Genomic DNA, 17,695 nt, shown 5'->3' on the forward strand with positions numbered 1-17,695 from the left:
ACCCGGCCGCGAGCGGCTTGCCCAATCGTTCCGCCCGTCTAGGCTGACACGATGCGGAGACGCCTCCTCCTCGGGACGCTACTGACACCCGCCCTCGCCCGGGCGGCCCCGCTGCTGCGCGTCGGGTCGAAGAATTTCACCGAGCAGCTGGTCGTCGCCGAACTCTTCGCCCAGGGCCTGGAACGCGCCGGCGCCACCGTGCAGCGCCGGGTCAACCTGGGCGGCACGGCGATCGCCCACCAGGCCCTGCTCGCCGGCGAGATCGACCTTTACCCGGAATACACCGGCACCGGCCTCGGCGTCGTCCTCAAGCAGCCGCCGGAGGGCGATGCGGCCGAAGTCCTCGCCAAGGTCCGCGCCGGCTATGCCCCGCTCGGCCTCGACTGGCTCGCCCCCTCCGGCATCGACAACGGCAACGCCCTGCTCGTCCTGCCCGCGACGGCACGGCGCCTTGGCCTCGCCACCCTCTCCGACCTCGCCCGTGCCGCCCCCCGGCTCACCCTGGCAGCCGGCAACGAATTCGCCGACCGCGCCGATGGCCTGCCCGGCCTCCGCCGCGTCTACGGCATGGAATTCCGCCGCTTCCGCCAATTCGCCGCCCTCGGCCTGCGCTATGCCGCGCTGAACCACGGCCAGGCCGATGTGGTGAATGCCTATGCGACGGACTGGCAGATCGCCACCTACGGCTTCGCCACCCTCCGCGACGACCGCCGTCTCTGGCCGCCCTACCAGCTCGCCGCCGTAGTACGCCAGGCCGCCTTGCGGGACTTCCCCGCCCTCGCCCCGCCGCTGCTGGCCATCGGCACCAAGCTCGACAACGGCGTCATGCAGGAACTCAACCGCCAGGTCGATCAGGACGGTGAGGAGCCCCGCGAAGTTGCCGCCCGCTTCCTCAAGCGGCAAGGCCTCGCCTGATGCGCTGGACCAGCCGCAATCTCGACAGCATCGCCGTCGCCCTGCTCACTCATGCGGAACTCGTGGCCGCCGCCCTGGCCCTCGCCCTGCTGATCGCCCTCCCCCTCGGCCTCGCAGTCGCCCGCCGCCCCGGCCTGCGCGCCGGCCTGCTCGGCACCGCCTCCGTGCTCTACTCGCTGCCGACCCTCGCCCTCTTCGCCCTGCTCGTCCCGGTGCTCGGCCTCGGCTTTGCCCCAGCGCTGCTCGCCCTCGTCACCTATGCCGTCCCCGTCCTGCTGCGCGCCCTCGTCACCGGCCTCGCCGCCGTCCCGCCCGCCGTGCTCGATGCGGCGGAAGGCATGGGCCTCACCTCCCGCCAGCGTCTCTTCCGCGTGGAGCTACCCCTCGCCCTGCCGGCGCTGCTCGGCGGCCTCCGCATCGCCTCCGTCACCCTCGTCTCCGCCGCGACAGTCGCCGCCTATATCAGCGCCGGCGGCCTCGGCACGCTGATCCTCACCGGCCTCGACCAAGGCCATACCGAGAAGATCCTCGTCGGCGCCGGCCTCGTCACGCTGATGGCGCTGCTGATCGACTGGGGCCTCGGCGCCGTCCAGCGCCGCCTGCCGGCGAGCGGCTGATGGAGTGGCTGCGCACCCATCCCGGCCTCTTCCTCGGCGCGGTCGGCGACCACCTGCTGCTCTCGCTCACCGGCCTCGCCATCGGCATCGCCATCGCGCTGCCCACCGGCATCGCCGTTGCCCACCGCCCGCGCCTGGCCGAAGCGGCCATCATGCTCGCCGGCGCCCTCCGCACCATCCCGAGCCTCGCGGTGCTGGCCGCCCTGCTGCCGCTGCTCGGCGTCGGCTTCACCCCCTCGGTGATCGCCCTCGCCCTGCTCGCCCTGCCGCCGGTGCTGGTCAACACGGTGATCGGCATCCGCACCGCCGACCCCGCCGCGCTCGACGCCGCGCGCGGCCTCGGCATGACCGCCACCCAGCAGGCGATGCGCGTGGAGCTGCCGCTCGCCGCGCCGCTGATCTTCGCCGGCCTGCGCGTCGCCGCCGTGCAGGTGGTCTCGGCCGCGGCGCTTGCCACCTTCATCGGCGGCGGCGGGCTCGGCGATCTGGTCACCCAGGGCCTCGCCCTGCTCGATACCGGGCGAATGCTGGTGGGCGCCATCGCCATCGCCCTGCTCGCCCTTGGGACGGAGGCCGCGCTCGGCATGCTGGAACGCCACCTCGCCGCGCGGGTCCGCGGCGCATGATCGAGATCGAGGGCCTCACCAAGCGCTGGCCCGGCGCCGACCGCGCCTCTGTGGAGGACATCTTCCTCACCGCCCCCGAGGGCACGAGCTGCGCCCTCATCGGCCCCTCCGGCTCCGGCAAGACCACGCTGCTGCGCATGGTCAACCGCCTGGTCGAGCCGAGCGCCGGCACCATCCGCATCGGCGGCGAGGATGCCCGCGCCATGGACGCCACCGCGCTCCGCCGCCGCATCGGCTATGTCATCCAGGAGGTCGGCCTCTTCCCGCACTGGGATGTCGCCGCCAACATCGCCACCGTCCCTACGCTGCTCGGCTGGAACCGCGCCCGCATCCGCGCCCGCGTCGAGGAGGTACTGGCGATGGTCGGCCTCGACCCCGCCCGCTTCGCCGCCCGCCGCCCGCACGAGCTGTCCGGCGGCGAGCGCCAGCGCGTCGGCGTCGCCCGGGCGCTGGCCGGCGACCCACCCGTGCTGCTGATGGACGAGCCCTTCGGCGCCGTCGATCCCGTCCAGCGCGCGAAATTGCAGGAGGAGGTGCTGCGCCTGCTCCGGCAGCTTCGCAAGACCGTGCTGCTGGTGACGCATGACGTGGCGGAAGCCGTCCGCCTCGGCGACGCCGTCGCCCTGCTGCGCGACGGCCGCCTGATCCAGCATGCCCCAGCAGCGGACATGCTGGCGCATCCCGCCGACGCCTTCGCCGCCGAATTCCTTGGCGCCGACCGCATGCTGTTGCGCCTCGCCCTCTTCCCGGTCGCGGCCCTGCCAGTCCATGCGGAGCCATCCCCCGGCCCCGCCTTGGCCGAGGGCGCCACCTTGCGCGACGCCCTCGCCCAGATGCTCTCGGGCGGCACCACCACCGCCCCGCTGCCCGGCGGCGGCTCCATCACCCTCGCCGACCTCCTGGCCTTCGCCGGCGGGGGGATGGGCCGCGCCTGACGATCAGGCGTGCTTCAACGCCTTCTGCACCAGGTCGAACCGGTCGAGGTTCATCACCTTCGTCCAGACCTTCACGAAGTCCTTGAGGAAGGCCGGCTGCGAGTCGTCGCAGGCATAGGCCTCCGCCACCGCACGCAGCTGCGTGTTCGAGCCGAAGATGAGATCGACCCGCGTCGCCGTCCAGCGCGGCTGGCCGGTCGCCCGGTCCCGCCCCTCATAGACGCCGTTCTCCTCCGAAGGCTGCCAAGCCGTGCCCATGTCGAGGACATTGACGAAGAAGTCGTTCGTCAGCGCCTCCGGCCGGTCGGTGAAGACGCCATGCTTCGCCCGCTCATGGTTGATGTTGAGCGCGCGGAGCCCGCCCAGCAGCACCGCCATCTCCGGCGCCGTCAGCATGAGCTGCTGCGCCCGGTCGATCAGCAGCTCCTCCGGCGAGGCCTTGTAGTCGCGCTTGAGATAGTTGCGGAACCCATCCGCCACCGGCTCCAGCACCTCGAAGGACTCCGCATCGGTCTGCTCGGCCGAGGCATCGGTCCGGCCCGGCGTGAAGGGCACCTCCACCTCGGCCCCCGCCTTCCGCGCCGCCGCCTCCACCGCGGCGCAACCGCCGAGGACGATCAGGTCGGCCAGCGAGACCTGCTTGCCGCCGGAAGGCTGTGACGCATTGAACTCCTTCTGGATGCCCTCGAGCTTCGCCAGCACGCCGGCCAGCCGCTGCGGCTCGTTGACCTCCCAGTCCTTCTGCGGCGCGAGGCGGATGCGCGCCCCATTCGCCCCGCCGCGCTTGTCGGAGCCGCGGAAGGTCGAGGCCGATGCCCAAGCCGTCCCGGCCAGGTCGGAGATCGACAGGCCGGAGGCGAGCAGCTTGCCCTTCAACGCCTTGATGTCAGCCTCGTCGATCAGCGGGTGCGTCACCGGCGGGATCGGGTCCTGCCAGAGCAGCACCTCCTTCGGCACGAGAGGGCCGAGATAGCGCGAGACCGGCCCCATGTCGCGGTGCGTCAGCTTGAACCAGGCCCGCGCGAAGGCATCCGCGAGCTGGTCCGGGTTCTGGTGGAAGCGCTTCGAGATCTCGAGATACTTGGGATCGGTGCGCAGCGCGATGTCGGTCGTCGCCATCATCGGCGCATGGCGCTTCTCCGGGTCATGCGCGTCCGGCACCGTGTCCTTCGCGGCCGGGTCGGTCGGCGTCCACTGCCAGGCGCCGGCCGGGCTCTTCGTCAGCTCCCACTCATACTTGAAGAGGTTGTCGAAGTAGCCGTTGTCCCACTGGATCGGGTTGTTGGTCCAGGCGCCCTCGAGGCCGCTGGTGATGGCATGGACGCCGTGGCCCTTGCCGAACCTGCTCTTCCAGCCGAGGCCCATCTCCTCGATATCGGACCCCTCCGGCTCGCGCCCGACATGCGAGGCCTCGCCCGCGCCATGGCACTTGCCGAAGGTATGGCCGCCGGCGATCAGCGCGACCGTCTCCTCGTCGTTCATCGCCATGCGCGCGAAGGTCTCGCGGATGTCGCGCGCCGAGGCCGCCGGGTCCGGCTTGCCGTTCGGCCCCTCCGGGTTGACGTAGATCAGCCCCATCTGCACCGCGGCCAGCGGCGCCTCCAGCTCGCGGTCGCCGGTGTAGCGCTTGTCGCCGAGCCAGGTGTCCTCGTTGCCCCAGTAGATGTCCTGCGGCGGCTCCCACAGGTCGATGCGCCCGCCGGCGAAGCCGAAGGGCTTCAGCCCCATCGACTCGATCGCGCAGGTGCCGGCATAGATGATGAGGTCGGCCCAGGAGATCTTGCGGCCGTACTTCTTCTTGATCGGCCAGAGCAGCCGCACCGCCTTGTCGAGGTTGCCGTTGTCCGGCCAGCTGTTGAGCGGGGCGAAGCGCAGCGTGCCGGCACCGCCGCCGCCGCGGCCGTCGCCGGTGCGGTAGGTGCCCGCGCTGTGCCAGGCCATGCGGATGAAGAGCGGCCCGTAATGCCCGTAATCGGCCGGCCACCAGTCCTGCGAGGTCCGCATCAGCGCGAAGAGGTCCTGCTTCAGCGCCTCGAGGTCGAGCGTCTCGAACTCCTTCGCATAGTCGAAGGCCTCGCCCAGCGGATTGGCGAGGTTCGAGTGCTGGTGCAGGATTCCGACATTCAGCGCATTCGGCCACCAGTCGCGGTTCGACCGGCCGGCGAAGGATGTGTGGCGCGGCGCGGTGCCATGCATCACCGGGCACTGCCCGGTGCCAGGGCTCTGATTACCGTCCATGGTTCTCTCCTCTGCCATGCTCGTTGATCGTTCGAGGCTGCGGGTCGCCGCAACGGCCTGACGCCGGATGCTGCGGTCAGGGAGTTCGGCCCGTCTTGTTCCTCCCTCTAGGTCCCACGGCCCTGTAGCGACGCTAGCCGCCTTGGATGGATAGGGTTAAGCATTAATTTCCAACCGATCTGATAGACCCCGCCTATCGAAGCAGCCCGACGCCGATGAATCTCCGCGATTTCCGATACTTGCTGGCGGTCGCCGAATACGGTCATTTCGGCCGTGCCGCCCAGGCCTGCGGCGTCAGCCAGCCGACGCTCTCCGTGCAGCTCCGCAAGCTGGAGGAGCAGCTCGGCCTCGCGCTGTTCGAACGCGACCGCAAGACGGTGGTCCCGACCAGCGCCTGCGAGCGGCTCATCGGCCATGTCCGCGCCGCGGTGGCGGAGGCCGATGCCATCCTCGCCGCCGCGCGCGACCTCTGCGACCCGCTGGCCGGGACCTTCCGCCTCGGCATCATCCCGACGCTCGCGCCCTACCTGCTCCCGCTGGTCTTCGCGCCGCTGCGCGAGGCTCTGCCGACGCTCCTGCTGGAGCCCTGGGAGGACCAGACGCTCACCCTGCTCGACCGCCTCCGCGCCCATGAGCTGGACGCCGCGCTGCTGGCGACCGAGGTGGACGGCAGCGACTTCACCAGCCAGCCGCTCTTCGACGAGCCCTTCCTCGCCGCCCTGCCGCCCGAGCACCCGCTCGCCGCCCGCGAGGTGGTGGCGGAATCCGATCTCGCGCAGGATATCCTGGTCCTGGCCGACGGCCATTGCCTGCGCGACCAGGCCCTCGCAGCCTGCGGCCAGGGGGGATCACTTGGCGGCGCCCTCGGCGGCACGCTGCGCGCGGCCAGCCTCTCGACCCTGCTCAGCATGGTCGCCGCTGGCTACGGCACGACGCTGATCCCGGGCCTCGCCGCCGGCACCGCGCAGGACATGGGCATCGTCCTGCGCCCCTTGCGCGAGCGCACCGGCCGCACCGTCCGCCTCGTCTGGCGATCGAGCTTCCCCCGCCGCGCCGCGGCCGAGGCCGTCGGCCGGGTGATCGGAGACCGGCTTCGCGGCTTCGCGGCCGGCCCCATCTAGCAGGGGATGGGCACCCCCGCCGCGCGGGTCTAGCCTCCGGCCAAACCAATCTCGCGGGAGAGAAACCCATGGCCCTCACCACCGACGGCATCGCCATTCCGCCCCTCGCCGAGGAGCACCGCATGGTGCGCGACCTCGTCGCCCGCTTCGTCGAGCGCGACCTGATGCCGCTCGAGCCCGCCGTCCTGAAGCGCGAGTCGGAGGGCCAGCGCTACGGCCTGACGCCGGAGGAGGAGGCCCCGCTCCTCGCCAAGGCCAAGGAGCTCGGCCTCTACGGCCTCGACGTGCCGGAGGAGTTCGGCGGCGCCGACCTCCCCGTTACCGCGCTGATGGCGATCGAGGAGGAGATGGGCCGCACCGTCACCCCCTTCATCTTCCCGCCCGACAGCCCGAACCTCCACATGCTGCTCGCCGTCGCCAACCCCGAGCAGCGGATGAAGTATCTCGATCCCTATGCCCGCGGCGAGATGCGCTCCTCCATCGCCATCTCCGAGCCCGGCGCCGGCGGCGACCCGGCGGGCATGACCACCCGCGCGGTGAAGGATGGCGACGACTGGGTTATCAACGGCCGCAAGATCTGGGTGAGCGGCGTCCCCCGCGCCGACTTCATCATCCTCATGGCCCGCACCGGCGAGGGCAAGCGGCAGGAGGGCGTGACCGCCTTCATCGTCGAGCGCGGCACGCCCGGCTTCATCATCGAGCGCGAGATCCCGATGATCGGCGGCCGGCGGACCTACGAGCTGGTCTTCGAGGATTGCCGCGTCCACGAGCGGCAGATCCTCGGCCAGCTCGGCGCCGGCTACGCGCCTATGCAGCTCCGCCTCAACGTCCGCCGCCTGCAGATGGGCGCACGCTGCACCGGCATGGCCCGCCGTGCCCTCGACATGCTCTGCGAGCAGGCGAAGAACCGCAGCACCTTCGGCGTCCGCCTCGCCGACCGCCAGGCCATCCAGTGGTGGATCGCCGAGGCGGCGACCAAGATCCATACCACCCGCCTCATGGTCCGTGACGCCGCCGCCAAGATGGCCGCCGGCGAGGATGTCCGCACCGAGGCCTCGATGCTGAAGGTCTACGCCACCGAGATGGCGCAGGAGGTGCTGGACAACGCCATGCAGACCTTCGGCGCCATGGGCATGACGAAGGAGCTGCCCTTGCAGCTCATGGCCAGCCAGGTCCGCGTCCAGCGCATCTACGAGGGGCCGAGCGAGGTCCACCGCATGGCCATCGCCCGCCGCCTGCTGAAGGGCTGAGCCCCGGCGATGCTGCTTAGGCGACAGGCGGGTTGAATTGCGGCATGGGTGCATCTGCCCGCTGGCCTCCGACGAAGGGCCCATTGGAGGATGACCCCATGCCCCTGACCCGCCGCCTGCTCATCGCCTCGGCGCCGCTCCTGGCGACGCCCGTCCTCGCCCAAGGAAGGCCGCTGCGCTGCGCCGTCGGCCCCTTCCAGCCGACCGCCGGCGACACCCGCCGGGCCTATGAGCCCTTCTTCACCCATTTGGCGAAGGCGGTCGGCCGGCCGCTCGACCTCACCGTCACCACCGACTGGGCCGGCATCGCCGTGGCGCTCGCCAACGAGCAGGTCGATGCCGCCTGGATGGGTCCCTGGGGCTACATCCTCGCCAAGGACCGGGCGAAGGCCGAGGCGCTGGCCGTCGTCCAGTACCAGGGCAAGCCGACCTACCAGGCGATCATCATCGCCCGGCCGGAGCTCGCCATCGCCCGCTTCCCCGAGGATGCGAAGGGGATGTCCATCTCCTTCGCCGATGCCGGCTCCACCAGCGGCTGGCTGATCCCGCATTACTGGTTCAAGACCCAGGGCATCGACCCCCGCAGCTACTTCCGCTACCGCGACGGCGCCTCCCACCCCGCCAACGACCTCGCCGTGGCGACCGGGCAGGTGGACCTCGCCACCGACTACGACCGCAACCTCGCCGCCATGATCGCCGCCGGCCGCCTCCGCGCCGACCAGGTGAAGATCGTCTGGCGCTCCGAGCCCCTGCCGAACGACGCCCTCGCCGTCCGCGACCGCCTCGACCCCGGCCTGAAGTCCGCCTTGCGTGACGCCGCCCTCGGCCTCGACGCAGCGGGCGCCACCCAGGTCATGCCCACCAACTACACCGGCTGGGTCCCCGCCCGGCCCGACAGCTACGCGTTGATCGAGGCCGCCGGCCGCGCCCTCGGCCGCATCGGCGGCGGATGAGGCGAGCCGCCTGGCTGCTGCTGCTGGCCGCCCTCTACGCCGCCTGCATCGCCGTGGTGCAGCCCGACCTGCCCCGCCTCTGGGCCGGGCTGCCGCGCCTCGCCCATTGGCTGGCCGGCGCCTTCCCGCCCGACTTCTCCGGCCTGCCGGACCTGCTGCGCCGGGCGGCCGAGACGGTCGCCATCGCCACCCTCGGCACCAGCCTCGCCGCCCTGCTCGCCCTGCCGCTCGCGCTAATGGCCGCCCGCCCCGTCGCCCCTATCCCCGCCCTCTACCACCCGGCCCGCGCCCTGCTCGATGCGCTGCGGGGGATCGACGGCTTCGTCTTCGCCCTGATCTTCGTCGCCGCCGTCGGCCTCGGCCCCTTCGCCGGCATGCTCGGCGTCGCCCTCCACTCCGCCGGCTCCATCGCCAAGCTCTGGTCCGAGGCGCTGGAGACCGCCGACCCCGCCCCGGTCGAGGCCGCCCTCTCCGCCGGCGGCACCCGCGCCCAGGCCGCCGCCGTGATCCTGCTGCCCGAGACCCTGCCGCAGACCCTCTCCGCCCTGCTCTATGTCTGGGAGTTCAACATCCGCGCCTCCACCGTGCTCGGCTTGGTCGGCGCCGGCGGCCTCGGGCAGGAGTTGAAGAACGCCGTCGACCTGCTCGACTTCGCCCGCGTACTCGCCATCCTGCTTATCGTCATCGCCCTGGTCCTCACCGCCGACCGCCTCTCCGCCGCCCTGCGCCGGAGGCTCGCCTGATGCTGGAGACCCGGCGCGGCCTGGTCATCCAGGGCCTCGGCCTCTCCCTCGGCGGCCAGCCGGTCCTGCACGCCATCTCGCTCGACGTCGCCCCCGGCGAGGTGGTGGCGCTGGAAGGCCCCTCCGGCGCCGGCAAGACCAGCCTGCTCCGCGCCGCCGCCGGCCTGCTGCCTTGCACGGGCACCATACTCGCCGATGGCAGCCGCCCCGCCCTGGTCTTCCAGCAGCACGCCCTCGCCGGCCGGCTTTCCGCACGGGAGAACGTACTGGTCGGCGCCCTCGGCCGCCTCGGCTTCTGGCGCCCGGCCCTCGGCCTCTGGCCTGCGGCGGACATCGCGGCGGCCGAGGGCTGCCTCGCCCGCGTCGGCCTCGACGGCCTCGGCTCCCGCCGCGCCGCGCATCTCTCCGGCGGCCAGCGCCAGCGCGTCGCCATCGCCCGCGCCCTGCTCCAGCGCGCCCGCATCCTCCTGGCCGACGAGCCGGTTGCCAGCCTCGACCCGGAGAATGCCGATGCCATCCTCACCCTGCTGCGCCGCCTGGCGCATGAGGAAGGCCTCGCCATCCTCGTCAGCCTGCACCAGCCCGACCTCGCCCGCCGCTTCGCCGACCGCCGCCTCCGCATCGAGGCCGGCCGACTCCAGCCTGCGATCGCCCTGAGTGGCACACTCAGGGCGTGAATCGCTGGCTCAACAATGACCGATCCCGTATTGGCCTGGCGCCAGTCAGTCAGGCCGATACGGGATCAGGAGACCTGATGGACGCCCCCCTGCTCTGCTTCGGCGGCCCCTATTCCAACCGCCAGGCCCTCGAAGCCCTGCTGGCCGAGGCCGCCCGCCTCGGCATCTCGCCCGCCCGCATGCTCTGCACCGGCGATGTCGTCGCCTATTGCGCCGAGCCGGCGGCGACGCTCGACCTGATGATCGCCGCCGGCATCCCGACCGTGATGGGCAATTGCGAGGAGAGCCTGGCCGGAGGCGCAGCCGATTGCGGCTGCGGCTTCGAGGCGGGCACCGCCTGCGACCTGCTCGCCCGCGGCTGGTTCGCCCATGCCGACCGCCAGGTGACGCCCGCCCACCGCGCCTGGATGGCCGCGCTGCCCCGCCGCATCGACGTCACCTTGGCGGGCCGCCGCCTCGCCGCCATCCATGGCGGAGCGACGAGCATCAACCGCTTCCTCTTCGCCTCCGCCCCCGATGCCGTCTTCGCCGCGGAGATCGCCGGAACCGGCGCCGAGGGCGTCATCGCCGGCCATTGCGGCCTGCCCTTCACCCGGCTGGTCGAAGGCCGCCTCTGGCACAATGCCGGCGCCATCGGCATGCCGGCGCATGACGCCACCCCGCGCGCCTGGTTCTCCCTGCTGACCCCCTCGCCCGAGGGCATCCGACTCGAGCACCGCGCCCTTGCCTATGACCACGCCGCCGCCGCCCGCGCCATGCGCGATGCCGGCTTGGCCGAAGGCTATGCCGCGGCGCTGGAGACCGGCCTCTGGCCCTCCGAGGACGTGCTGCCCCCCGCCGAACGCGCCCGCCGCGGTCAGCCCCTTGCCCCGCCGCCACTCTTCTGGCCTTCACAGGATGGACACAGCTTACCGAGGACGATGACGTGATGCCCGAGGAACAGACCATCCCGGAGGACAATATCCGCCACCGGGCCCATGCGCTCTGGGAAGAAGCCGGCCGCCCCGAGGGCCGCGACGAGGAATTCTGGCACCGCGCCCGCGAGGAACTCACCCTCGCCAGCCGCGCCCCGCAGGAATTCGCCGGCGAGACCGGGGCCGCGCCCCTGCCGGAGCCGGCGGCCCTGGAGCAGAACCAGGAGCCGGCCAAGGCGAAGCCCAAGGCTGCCCGGGCACCCGCCAAGGGCAAGCCGCGCTCGAAGAAAGGCTGAGGGTCTCAGAACATCTATCGAAACCTATCCCCGCCCGATCCTTCCGCGGCATTGCCGCGAAAGGCTGCGCGAGGCCTCGGGCCCTGAGCGAGAAGGCCGCGCAGCGATTTTGTGGGACTTTAAAGCCCCGCCTTCCTGACCGCCCGGCGCAGCAGCCAGCCATGGACGCCCGGCACCTTGCCGATGGCGTCCTTGAGCGCCCGCAGCTCGCCCTCGGCCCGCGCCTTGGCGACCGCCGCCTCGACGGCCTGCCCGCGCGCCACCTGCTGCCCCTCTTCAAGCGCCGCGATCCGCCGCGCCGCATAGGCCTCGACGCCACCCTTCTCGAACGCGCTGAGGCTCGCCTCCGCCCTGGCGAGCTTCGCCTTGGTCTCCGCCAGCTCCGCCTCGAGCTGCGCCACCCGGCGCCCCTGGCCCTTGGCGCCCTTCGGCTTCACGGGACGCGGCGGCCGGCTCATGCCGCCTCCCGCCGGATGAAGCCGCCGCCCAGCACCCGCTCGCCGTCATAGAGCACGCAGGCCTGGCCCGGCGCCGCGATGGCCGGCACCTCCGGGGTGACGCGCAGCACGCCCGCCGCTGCATCCCAGCGCGCCATGGCAGGCTGCGGCACCTCCCGCGCGCGAAGCTTCACCTGGCAGGCGATCGCACCCTCCGGCGGCGCACTCAACCAGTTCACCTCGGCGACGGCGACCTCGGTCTGCGGCAGTGCCGCCCTCGGCCCAACGACGACACGCCGCCGCCCTGCCTCCACCGCCGCGACATAGAGCGGCTGGTCCCCATCCCTTGAGGCCTGCCCGAGCCCACGCCCCTGCCCGACCGTATAGCGCGCGATCCCCGCATGCCGCCCGAGCACCCGCCCGTCGAGATGAACGATCTCGCCCTCCTCCGCCGCATCCGGCCGGAATTTGGCGACAATGTCGGAATACCGTCCCTCCGGCACGAAGCAGATATCCTGGCTGTCCGGCTTCTCGGCGACCGCGAGGCCGAGCCGCGCCGCCTCCGCCCTAACGGCCGCCTTGTCCGGCATCCCGCCGAGCGGGAAGCGGCAGAATTGCAGCTGGGCCCGCGTGGTGGCGAAAAGGAAGTAGCTCTGGTCCCGCGCCGGATCGGCGGCGCGGTGCAGCTCCGCCCCTGCCGCCCCCTCGACCCGCCGCGCGTAATGCCCGGTCGCCAGCGCCTCCGCCCCCAGGTCCCGCGCCAGCCCGACCAGATCCTCGAACTTCACCGTCTGGTTGCAGCGCACGCAGGGGATGGGCGTCTCGCCCCGTGCATAGCTGTCGGCGAAATCGCGCACAACGGCATCACGGAACCGGCTCTCCCGGTCCAGCACGTAATGTGGGATGTCGAGCGCATCCGCCACGCGCCGCGCATCATGGATGTCCTGCCCCGCGCAGCAGGCGCCCTTTCGGCTCGTCGCCGCCCCATGGTCGTAGAGCTGGAGCGTGGCGCCGATGACCTCGTGCCCCTCCGCCTTCAGCAGCCCCGCGACGACGCTGCTGTCGACCCCGCCCGACATGGCGACAAGGATGCGCATCAGGCCGCGTCCAGCCCCTGCTGCCAGAACCGCGCCTCCAGCCGCGCCGCCTCGGCGAAGGTCGCCGAGAGGATGGGGAAACGCGCCCCGCCGCCATGGCTCTCGCCGAGCGCGTCGATGCGCAGCGCCGCCGCCCGCGCCATCGCCTGGTAGTCCGGCGCGGCATAGGCATCGATCCAGCTCTGGTAGGGGTTCCCCTCCCGCCGCCGCTGCGGGTCGGCGAGGATGCGCAGCGCCACCTCCCCATACCCCACCGTGCAGGGTGCCAGCGCCACCTCGAGGTCGAGAATATCCCCCGCCAGTCCGCGATCGATGACGTAGCGCGTGTAGCTCACCGTCTCGGCGCTTTCGGGCGTACCGAGGACCTCGGCCTCCGACAGCCCCCACTCGGCGCAGTAGCCGAGATGCAGCTGCGTCTCCGCGAGGATGGCAGCGATGCCGGCGGTCTTGTCCCGCATCGCCTGGATGCTCTCGGCCTTGAAGACCGCCAGCGCCTTGGCCCGCGCGAAATGGATGAGGAAGAGGTAGTCCTGGATCAGGTAGCGCCTGAACGCCGCCAGCGGCAGCGTCCCATCCGAGATCCCCTGGACGAAGGGATGCCAGGTATAGGCTGTCCAATCGCCCGCGCAGGCCTCCCGCAGCCGCTGGAACAGCCCGCCTTCCGCGCCGAAATCAGCCCAGGGAGTATCAGCCACCGGCGTTCCGCGTGCCGGAGGGCAGCTTCACCACCAGCCCGTCCAGCGCCTCGGTCATGATGATCTGGCAGCCGAGCCGGCTCGTCTCCTGCAGGTCGAAGGCGAGGTCGAGCATGTCCTCCTCGTCCTCAGTCGGCTCGGCGAGCCTCTTGAACCAACCCCCATCGACGATGACATGGCAGGTCGAGCAGGCGAGCGAACCCTCGCAGGCGCCCTCGATATCGACGCCGTGCTTGTGCGCGATCTCCAGCACCGAGAGGCCGAGCGGTGCATCGACCTCCCGCCTGGTGCCGTCCCGCTCGACGAAGGTCATCTTCGGCATTCTACCTGCTCGCTCCCAAAACGGCCGTCCGCCAGCCCGCGGCAAGGGATGCCGCGGCCCGGTCCACATCCGCGGGCGAGGTAAAGCGGCCGATCCCGATCCGCAAGGTGGCGCGTGCCTCATCCTCGGGAATCCCGAGCGCCCGCAGCACATAGGAAGGCTCGACCGCCGCCGAGGAACAGGCCGAGCCGGTCGAGACGCATACTTCCGGCGCCGCCGCCATCAGCGCCTGCGCATCGACCCCGCCGGGGAAGGTGATGTTGAGGTTGCCCGCCACCCGCCGCTCCGGATGCCCGTTCACCCGCACCTCCGGCACCTCCGCCCGCAACGCAGCGAGGAAGCGGTCCCGCTGGCCGGCGATCCGCCCGGCATCCAGCATCGCCTCGATCCCTGCCACCCGCGCCGCCTCGCCGAGCCCGACCACCAGCGGCGCCGGCAGGGTCCCCGAGCGCAGCCCCCGCTCCTGCCCACCACCCGAGAAGAGCGGTGCGAGGCGCACACGCGGCCGCCGCCGCACATAAAGCGCCCCGATACCCTTCGGCCCATAAATCTTGTGCCCGGAGATCGAGAGCAGATCGGCCTGGATATCCGCCACGTCGAGCGGGATGCGCCCCACGCCCTGCGCCGCATCGGTATGGAACAAGGCGCCGGCCGCCTTCACGACGGCCCCGATCGCCTCGAGGTCCTGCACCACCCCGATCTCATTGTTCACCGCCATGACGGAGACGAGCAGCGTCCGCCCATCCACCGCCTCGCGCAGCAGGTCGAGATCGACCAGCCCGTCCGCCCCGACCGGCAGCACCACCGGCTCGAAGCCTTCCTCGGCCAGGTCCCGCACGCTCTCCAGCACGCATTTATGCTCGGTCGCCAGCGTCACGACCCGCCGCCGCTCGTCGCCCTGGCTGCGAGCGAAGCGTGCCGCCCCCTTGATGGCGATGTTGTTTGCCTCCGTTGCCCCGGAGGTCAGCACGATCTCCCGCGCCTCCGCCCCGATCAGCCCGGCGACCTCCGCCCGCGCCGCCTCGACGGCCTCCTCCGCCGCCCGCCCCATGGCGTGCTCGACGCTATGGGGGTTGGCGAAATTCTCCTCCCACCAGGGCCGCATGGCGGCCAGCACCCGCGGGTCGAGCGGCGTGGTGGCATGGTTGTCGAGATAGACGGGGCGGTTCGGCAGCATCCCCTGATGGTGGCCCCTCAGGCCGCGCTTTTGGAGAGGCGCGCACGCATGGCAGCCCATGCCACGAGGAAGCGCTCCGCCGCATCCTCCGGTGCATTCCAGGGCAGCGAGATACGGATGCCGCAGCCCGCCATTGCGCCGAGCCCCATCGCCGCCAGCACCGGGCTCCTTGCCACCTTCCCCGAGGAACAGGCCGCCCCCGCCGAAACCCGGACACCCGCCAGGTCGAGCGCGATCACCTGCGTCTCCGCCGCGACGCCGGGCAGGATGATGCAGCTGGTATTCGGCAGCCTCGGCGCCCCCGCCCCGGCGATCACCGCCTCGCCCGCCACCCCCGCCTCGATCCTGTCCCTGAGCGCCGCCAGCCGCCCGGCCTCGCCGGGGTCCGCCACCGCCGCCGCCATCCCGGCGATGGCCGGCAGCGGCTCCGTCCCGCCGCGTCGGCCGCGCTCCTGCCCGCCGCCCGCGATCAACGCCGGCAGCTCGAGCCCCGCCCGCAGCAGCAGCGCCCCCGCCCCCGGCGGCCCGCCGAGCTTGTGGCCAGAGATCGCCCAGCTATCCACCCCCTCGGGCAGTGGGATGCGCCCCGCCGCCTGCACCGCATCCATGTGCAGCAGCGCCCCATGCACCCGGCAAAGCGCCGCCGCCTCGGCGATGGGATGGATCACCCCCGTCTCGTTGTTCGCCGCCATCAGGCAGACCAGCGCCGGCGGCCCTTCGGCCAGCATCCGCTCCAAAGCACCGAGATCGACGCGCCCGTCGCCGAGCACCGGCACCACCTCCGCCCCCGGCCCGGCCGCCGCCAGCACCGCCGGATGCTCCGTCGCCCCCACCAGCACCCGGCGCCCGCGCCCGAGGCCGTGGATGGCCAGCGCATTCGCCTCCGTCCCACCGCCGGTGAAGACCACATCCCCCGACCGCGCCCCGAACCGCGCCGCGACCGCCTCCCGCGCCTCCTCCAGCCGTCGCCGCGCCGCCCGCCCCATCCCATGCACGGCGGAGGGATTCCCCCCCGCATCCAGCGCCGCGATCACCGCTGCCCGCGCCGCCGGCCGCAAGGGCTCGGTCGCATTCGCATCCAGATAGAGCGTCATTCCGCCGCCGCCTGCAGCCTCGGCGCATTCGCCCGCCCGGCGATCCGCCCGGCGATGATGTCCGCCAGAGTCACATGGGCGAGGAAGAGCCGGATCTGCTCGCCGAGCTCCTGCCACAGGTCATGCGTCAGGCATTTCTGCCCAGCCAGGCAGCCGGGCGAACCTTCGTCACAGCGCGTCGCCCGCAGCGGCTCATCCACCGCATCGACGATGGCCGCGACGGCGATCTCCTCCGGCGGCCGGGCCAGCCGGTATCCACCCCCCGGTCCACGCGCCGACGCAACAAGGCCAGCCCGGCGCAGATGACCGAACAATTGTTCGAGATAAGCCACCGAGAGGAGTTGCGCGGCGGCAATGTCTGCCAACGAGACCGGCCGCGGCGCTGGATTCGCAAGCCTTCCAGTGGCTTCGCACCCTCCTTGTCGGGCCGCGAGCTCGACCATGGCCATCACCGCATAGCGACCACGGGTAGAAAGTCGCATGCCTCAATCCCCTGTTTGCAGGCGCCCAGTCAGGAGATGGTTCCACCTCGTTCCATGAACACGGGGACCATGCCTTGAATTCGTTATGAAAGTCGGGGTCAGGTGCCTATATTCCCGTCACCCCTGGTCCGGGAGACTGCCAGGGGGTTGCCGATCCATGAACTGGAGACATAGCTGCTGCGATGAAACACGTCCCCTCCGGGAGCATCGCATCGATCAGGCTATTTTGTCCGACCAGCCAGGTCAACCAAGGGGCCAGGCGGGACATGGACGGTAACTGGCCTGGTCAGGCCAGCAAGGACTTCCCCACCAAGCGTCCATGCGCGCTTGGCCTGTCGGCGGGTCGGGAAAATCCCCCGTCGGCAGCCCAGACGCGCAGGGCACAACCGGAATTGGACCCACGGGACGATGCCTGAGGTCATGTTCGCCGGCCCAGACGGCCGGCTCGAAGGCCGCTACCACCACTCGAAGCAGCCCAACGCGCCCGTCGCGCTGCTCCTGCACCCGCACCCGCTGCATGGCGGGACGATGAACAACCGGGTGATCTACGCGCTCTACCAGCGCTTCCAGGCCATGGGCTTCTCGACTCTGCGCTTCAACTTCCGCGGGGTCGGCCGCAGCCAGGGCAGGTATGACGGCGGCATCGGCGAGATCTCCGACGCCGCTTCCGCGCTCGACTTCCTCCAGGCGGTGAACCCGAACTCGCACAGCCTCTGGGTCGCCGGCTACTCCTTCGGCGCCTATGTCGGCATGCAGCTGCTGATGCGCCGGCCGGAGATGGGCGGCTTCGTCTCCATAAGCGCGCCCGCCAGCCACTACGACTTCGGCTTCCTCGCCCCCTGCCCGTGCAACGGCCTCATCCTGCACGGCGCGGCGGACGAGCTGGTGCCGGAGTCCTCGGTGAAGAAGCTGGTCGACAAGCTGAACACCCAGCGCGGCATCACCATCGACTACCGCGTGATGCCCGGCGCCGGCCATGTCTTCACCCCCGAGGAGACCGAGCGGGTGGTCGACATGTCGGAAGACCATGTGAACAGCCGGATGAACCGCAGCCGGATGGCGCTCGCCGCCGACTGACCGGCGTATCGACGGTTGCAGGACCGAGG

The 17,695-nt window shown here is 71.6% G+C and carries 20 protein-coding genes; 12 read left to right on the forward strand and 8 right to left on the reverse strand.

The genetic code is table 11. From position 1 onward, the window contains the following. Window positions 1-51 precede the first annotated feature (51 nt). The 4 genes from EP26_RS13180 to EP26_RS13195 are packed head-to-tail and all read left to right on the forward strand — an operon-like array spanning window position 52 to window position 3,093. Window positions 52-915 (forward strand): glycine betaine ABC transporter substrate-binding protein, encoded by an 864-nt coding sequence (locus EP26_RS13180; protein ID WP_043339079.1) that lies wholly within the window; start codon window positions 52-54, stop codon window positions 913-915. Beyond that, window positions 915-1,532 carry an ABC transporter permease gene (locus EP26_RS13185; RefSeq protein WP_043339080.1) on the forward strand — a complete coding sequence of 206 codons (618 nt, stop codon included), beginning with the start codon at window positions 915-917 and terminating at the stop codon, window positions 1,530-1,532. Before EP26_RS13180 ends, EP26_RS13185 begins: the two co-directional genes overlap by 1 nt. Continuing rightward, a complete protein-coding gene (locus tag EP26_RS13190; protein ID WP_043339081.1) occupies window positions 1,532-2,158 on the forward strand; it encodes an ABC transporter permease in 627 nt (208 codons plus the stop codon). The genes EP26_RS13185 and EP26_RS13190 overlap by 1 nt, the downstream gene beginning before the upstream one ends. Further along, window positions 2,155-3,093 (forward strand): ABC transporter ATP-binding protein, encoded by a 939-nt coding sequence (locus EP26_RS13195; protein ID WP_043339082.1) that lies wholly within the window; start codon window positions 2,155-2,157, stop codon window positions 3,091-3,093. The genes EP26_RS13190 and EP26_RS13195 overlap by 4 nt, the downstream gene beginning before the upstream one ends. Before the next feature lie 3 nt (window positions 3,094-3,096). On the opposite strand, the gene katG is transcribed toward EP26_RS13195, so the two are convergent. Continuing rightward, window positions 3,097-5,331, reverse strand: coding sequence for a catalase/peroxidase HPI (gene katG / locus EP26_RS13200; RefSeq protein ID WP_043339083.1), 2,235 nt, complete (start codon window positions 5,329-5,331; stop codon window positions 3,097-3,099). 215 nt (window positions 5,332-5,546) lie between these two features. Here katG and EP26_RS13205 point away from each other — a divergent pair, with 215 nt between their 5' ends. From EP26_RS13205 to EP26_RS13235, 7 genes are all read left to right on the forward strand, one after another. Further along, window positions 5,547-6,452, forward strand: coding sequence for a hydrogen peroxide-inducible genes activator (locus EP26_RS13205; protein ID WP_043339084.1), 906 nt, complete (start codon window positions 5,547-5,549; stop codon window positions 6,450-6,452). Between the two features lie 68 nt (window positions 6,453-6,520). Then, the gene (locus EP26_RS13210) at window positions 6,521-7,702 is read left to right on the forward strand and encodes an acyl-CoA dehydrogenase family protein (protein ID WP_052389131.1); all 1,182 of its coding nucleotides are present in this window, start codon (window positions 6,521-6,523) and stop codon (window positions 7,700-7,702) included. A gap of 98 nt (window positions 7,703-7,800) precedes the next feature. Further along, a complete protein-coding gene (locus EP26_RS13215; RefSeq protein ID WP_043339085.1) occupies window positions 7,801-8,655 on the forward strand; it encodes a phosphate/phosphite/phosphonate ABC transporter substrate-binding protein in 855 nt (284 codons plus the stop codon). Continuing rightward, window positions 8,652-9,398: a phosphonate ABC transporter, permease protein PhnE gene (gene phnE / locus EP26_RS13220; RefSeq protein WP_052389132.1), complete on the forward strand. Its 747-nt coding sequence runs from the start codon at window positions 8,652-8,654 to the stop codon at window positions 9,396-9,398. Before EP26_RS13215 ends, phnE begins: the two co-directional genes overlap by 4 nt. Beyond that, a complete protein-coding gene (locus EP26_RS13225; protein ID WP_084112517.1) occupies window positions 9,398-10,075 on the forward strand; it encodes a phosphonate ABC transporter ATP-binding protein in 678 nt (225 codons plus the stop codon). Before phnE ends, EP26_RS13225 begins: the two co-directional genes overlap by 1 nt. 77 nt (window positions 10,076-10,152) lie before the next feature. Further along, window positions 10,153-11,004: a metallophosphoesterase family protein gene (locus tag EP26_RS13230; RefSeq protein ID WP_084112518.1), complete on the forward strand. Its 852-nt coding sequence runs from the start codon at window positions 10,153-10,155 to the stop codon at window positions 11,002-11,004. Further along, window positions 11,004-11,285, forward strand: coding sequence for a DUF2934 domain-containing protein (locus EP26_RS13235; RefSeq protein ID WP_043339086.1), 282 nt, complete (start codon window positions 11,004-11,006; stop codon window positions 11,283-11,285). Before EP26_RS13230 ends, EP26_RS13235 begins: the two co-directional genes overlap by 1 nt. A gap of 119 nt (window positions 11,286-11,404) precedes the next feature. On the opposite strand, the gene EP26_RS13240 is transcribed toward EP26_RS13235, so the two are convergent. The 7 genes from EP26_RS13240 to EP26_RS13270 are packed head-to-tail and all read right to left on the reverse strand — an operon-like array spanning window position 11,405 to window position 16,589. Beyond that, a complete protein-coding gene (locus EP26_RS13240) occupies window positions 11,405-11,743 on the reverse strand; it encodes a hypothetical protein (RefSeq protein ID WP_043339088.1) in 339 nt (112 codons plus the stop codon). After that, a complete protein-coding gene (gene mnmA / locus EP26_RS13245; RefSeq protein ID WP_043339089.1) occupies window positions 11,740-12,819 on the reverse strand; it encodes a tRNA 2-thiouridine(34) synthase MnmA in 1,080 nt (359 codons plus the stop codon). The genes EP26_RS13240 and mnmA overlap by 4 nt, the downstream gene beginning before the upstream one ends. Beyond that, on the reverse strand, window positions 12,819-13,514 hold the full coding sequence (locus tag EP26_RS13250; protein ID WP_052389133.1) for a TenA family protein: 696 nt from the start codon (window positions 13,512-13,514) through the stop codon (window positions 12,819-12,821). The genes mnmA and EP26_RS13250 overlap by 1 nt, the downstream gene beginning before the upstream one ends. Continuing rightward, complete coding sequence (locus EP26_RS13255; RefSeq protein ID WP_043339091.1) at window positions 13,507-13,836, reverse strand: ferredoxin family 2Fe-2S iron-sulfur cluster binding protein; 330 nt, start codon at window positions 13,834-13,836, stop codon at window positions 13,507-13,509. The genes EP26_RS13250 and EP26_RS13255 overlap by 8 nt, the downstream gene beginning before the upstream one ends. Before the next feature lies 1 nt (window position 13,837). Next, window positions 13,838-15,013 (reverse strand): cysteine desulfurase family protein, encoded by a 1,176-nt coding sequence (locus EP26_RS13260; protein ID WP_043339092.1) that lies wholly within the window; start codon window positions 15,011-15,013, stop codon window positions 13,838-13,840. A 17-nt stretch (window positions 15,014-15,030) separates the two neighbouring features. Continuing rightward, window positions 15,031-16,107 (reverse strand): cysteine desulfurase family protein, encoded by a 1,077-nt coding sequence (locus tag EP26_RS13265; protein ID WP_043339094.1) that lies wholly within the window; start codon window positions 16,105-16,107, stop codon window positions 15,031-15,033. Next, window positions 16,104-16,589: an Rrf2 family transcriptional regulator gene (locus EP26_RS13270; RefSeq protein ID WP_043339095.1), complete on the reverse strand. Its 486-nt coding sequence runs from the start codon at window positions 16,587-16,589 to the stop codon at window positions 16,104-16,106. The genes EP26_RS13265 and EP26_RS13270 overlap by 4 nt, the downstream gene beginning before the upstream one ends. 408 nt (window positions 16,590-16,997) lie before the next feature. Between EP26_RS13270 and EP26_RS13275 the strand changes: the two genes are divergently transcribed. After that, window positions 16,998-17,666, forward strand: a complete 669-nt coding sequence (locus EP26_RS13275) for an alpha/beta hydrolase (RefSeq protein ID WP_043339097.1) — start codon at window positions 16,998-17,000, stop codon at window positions 17,664-17,666. Window positions 17,667-17,695: the final 29 nt, after the last annotated feature.

The sequence above is a fragment of the Belnapia moabensis DSM 16746 genome (genome assembly GCF_000745835.1).
GTDB lineage: Bacteria > Pseudomonadota > Alphaproteobacteria > Acetobacterales > Acetobacteraceae > Belnapia > Belnapia moabensis.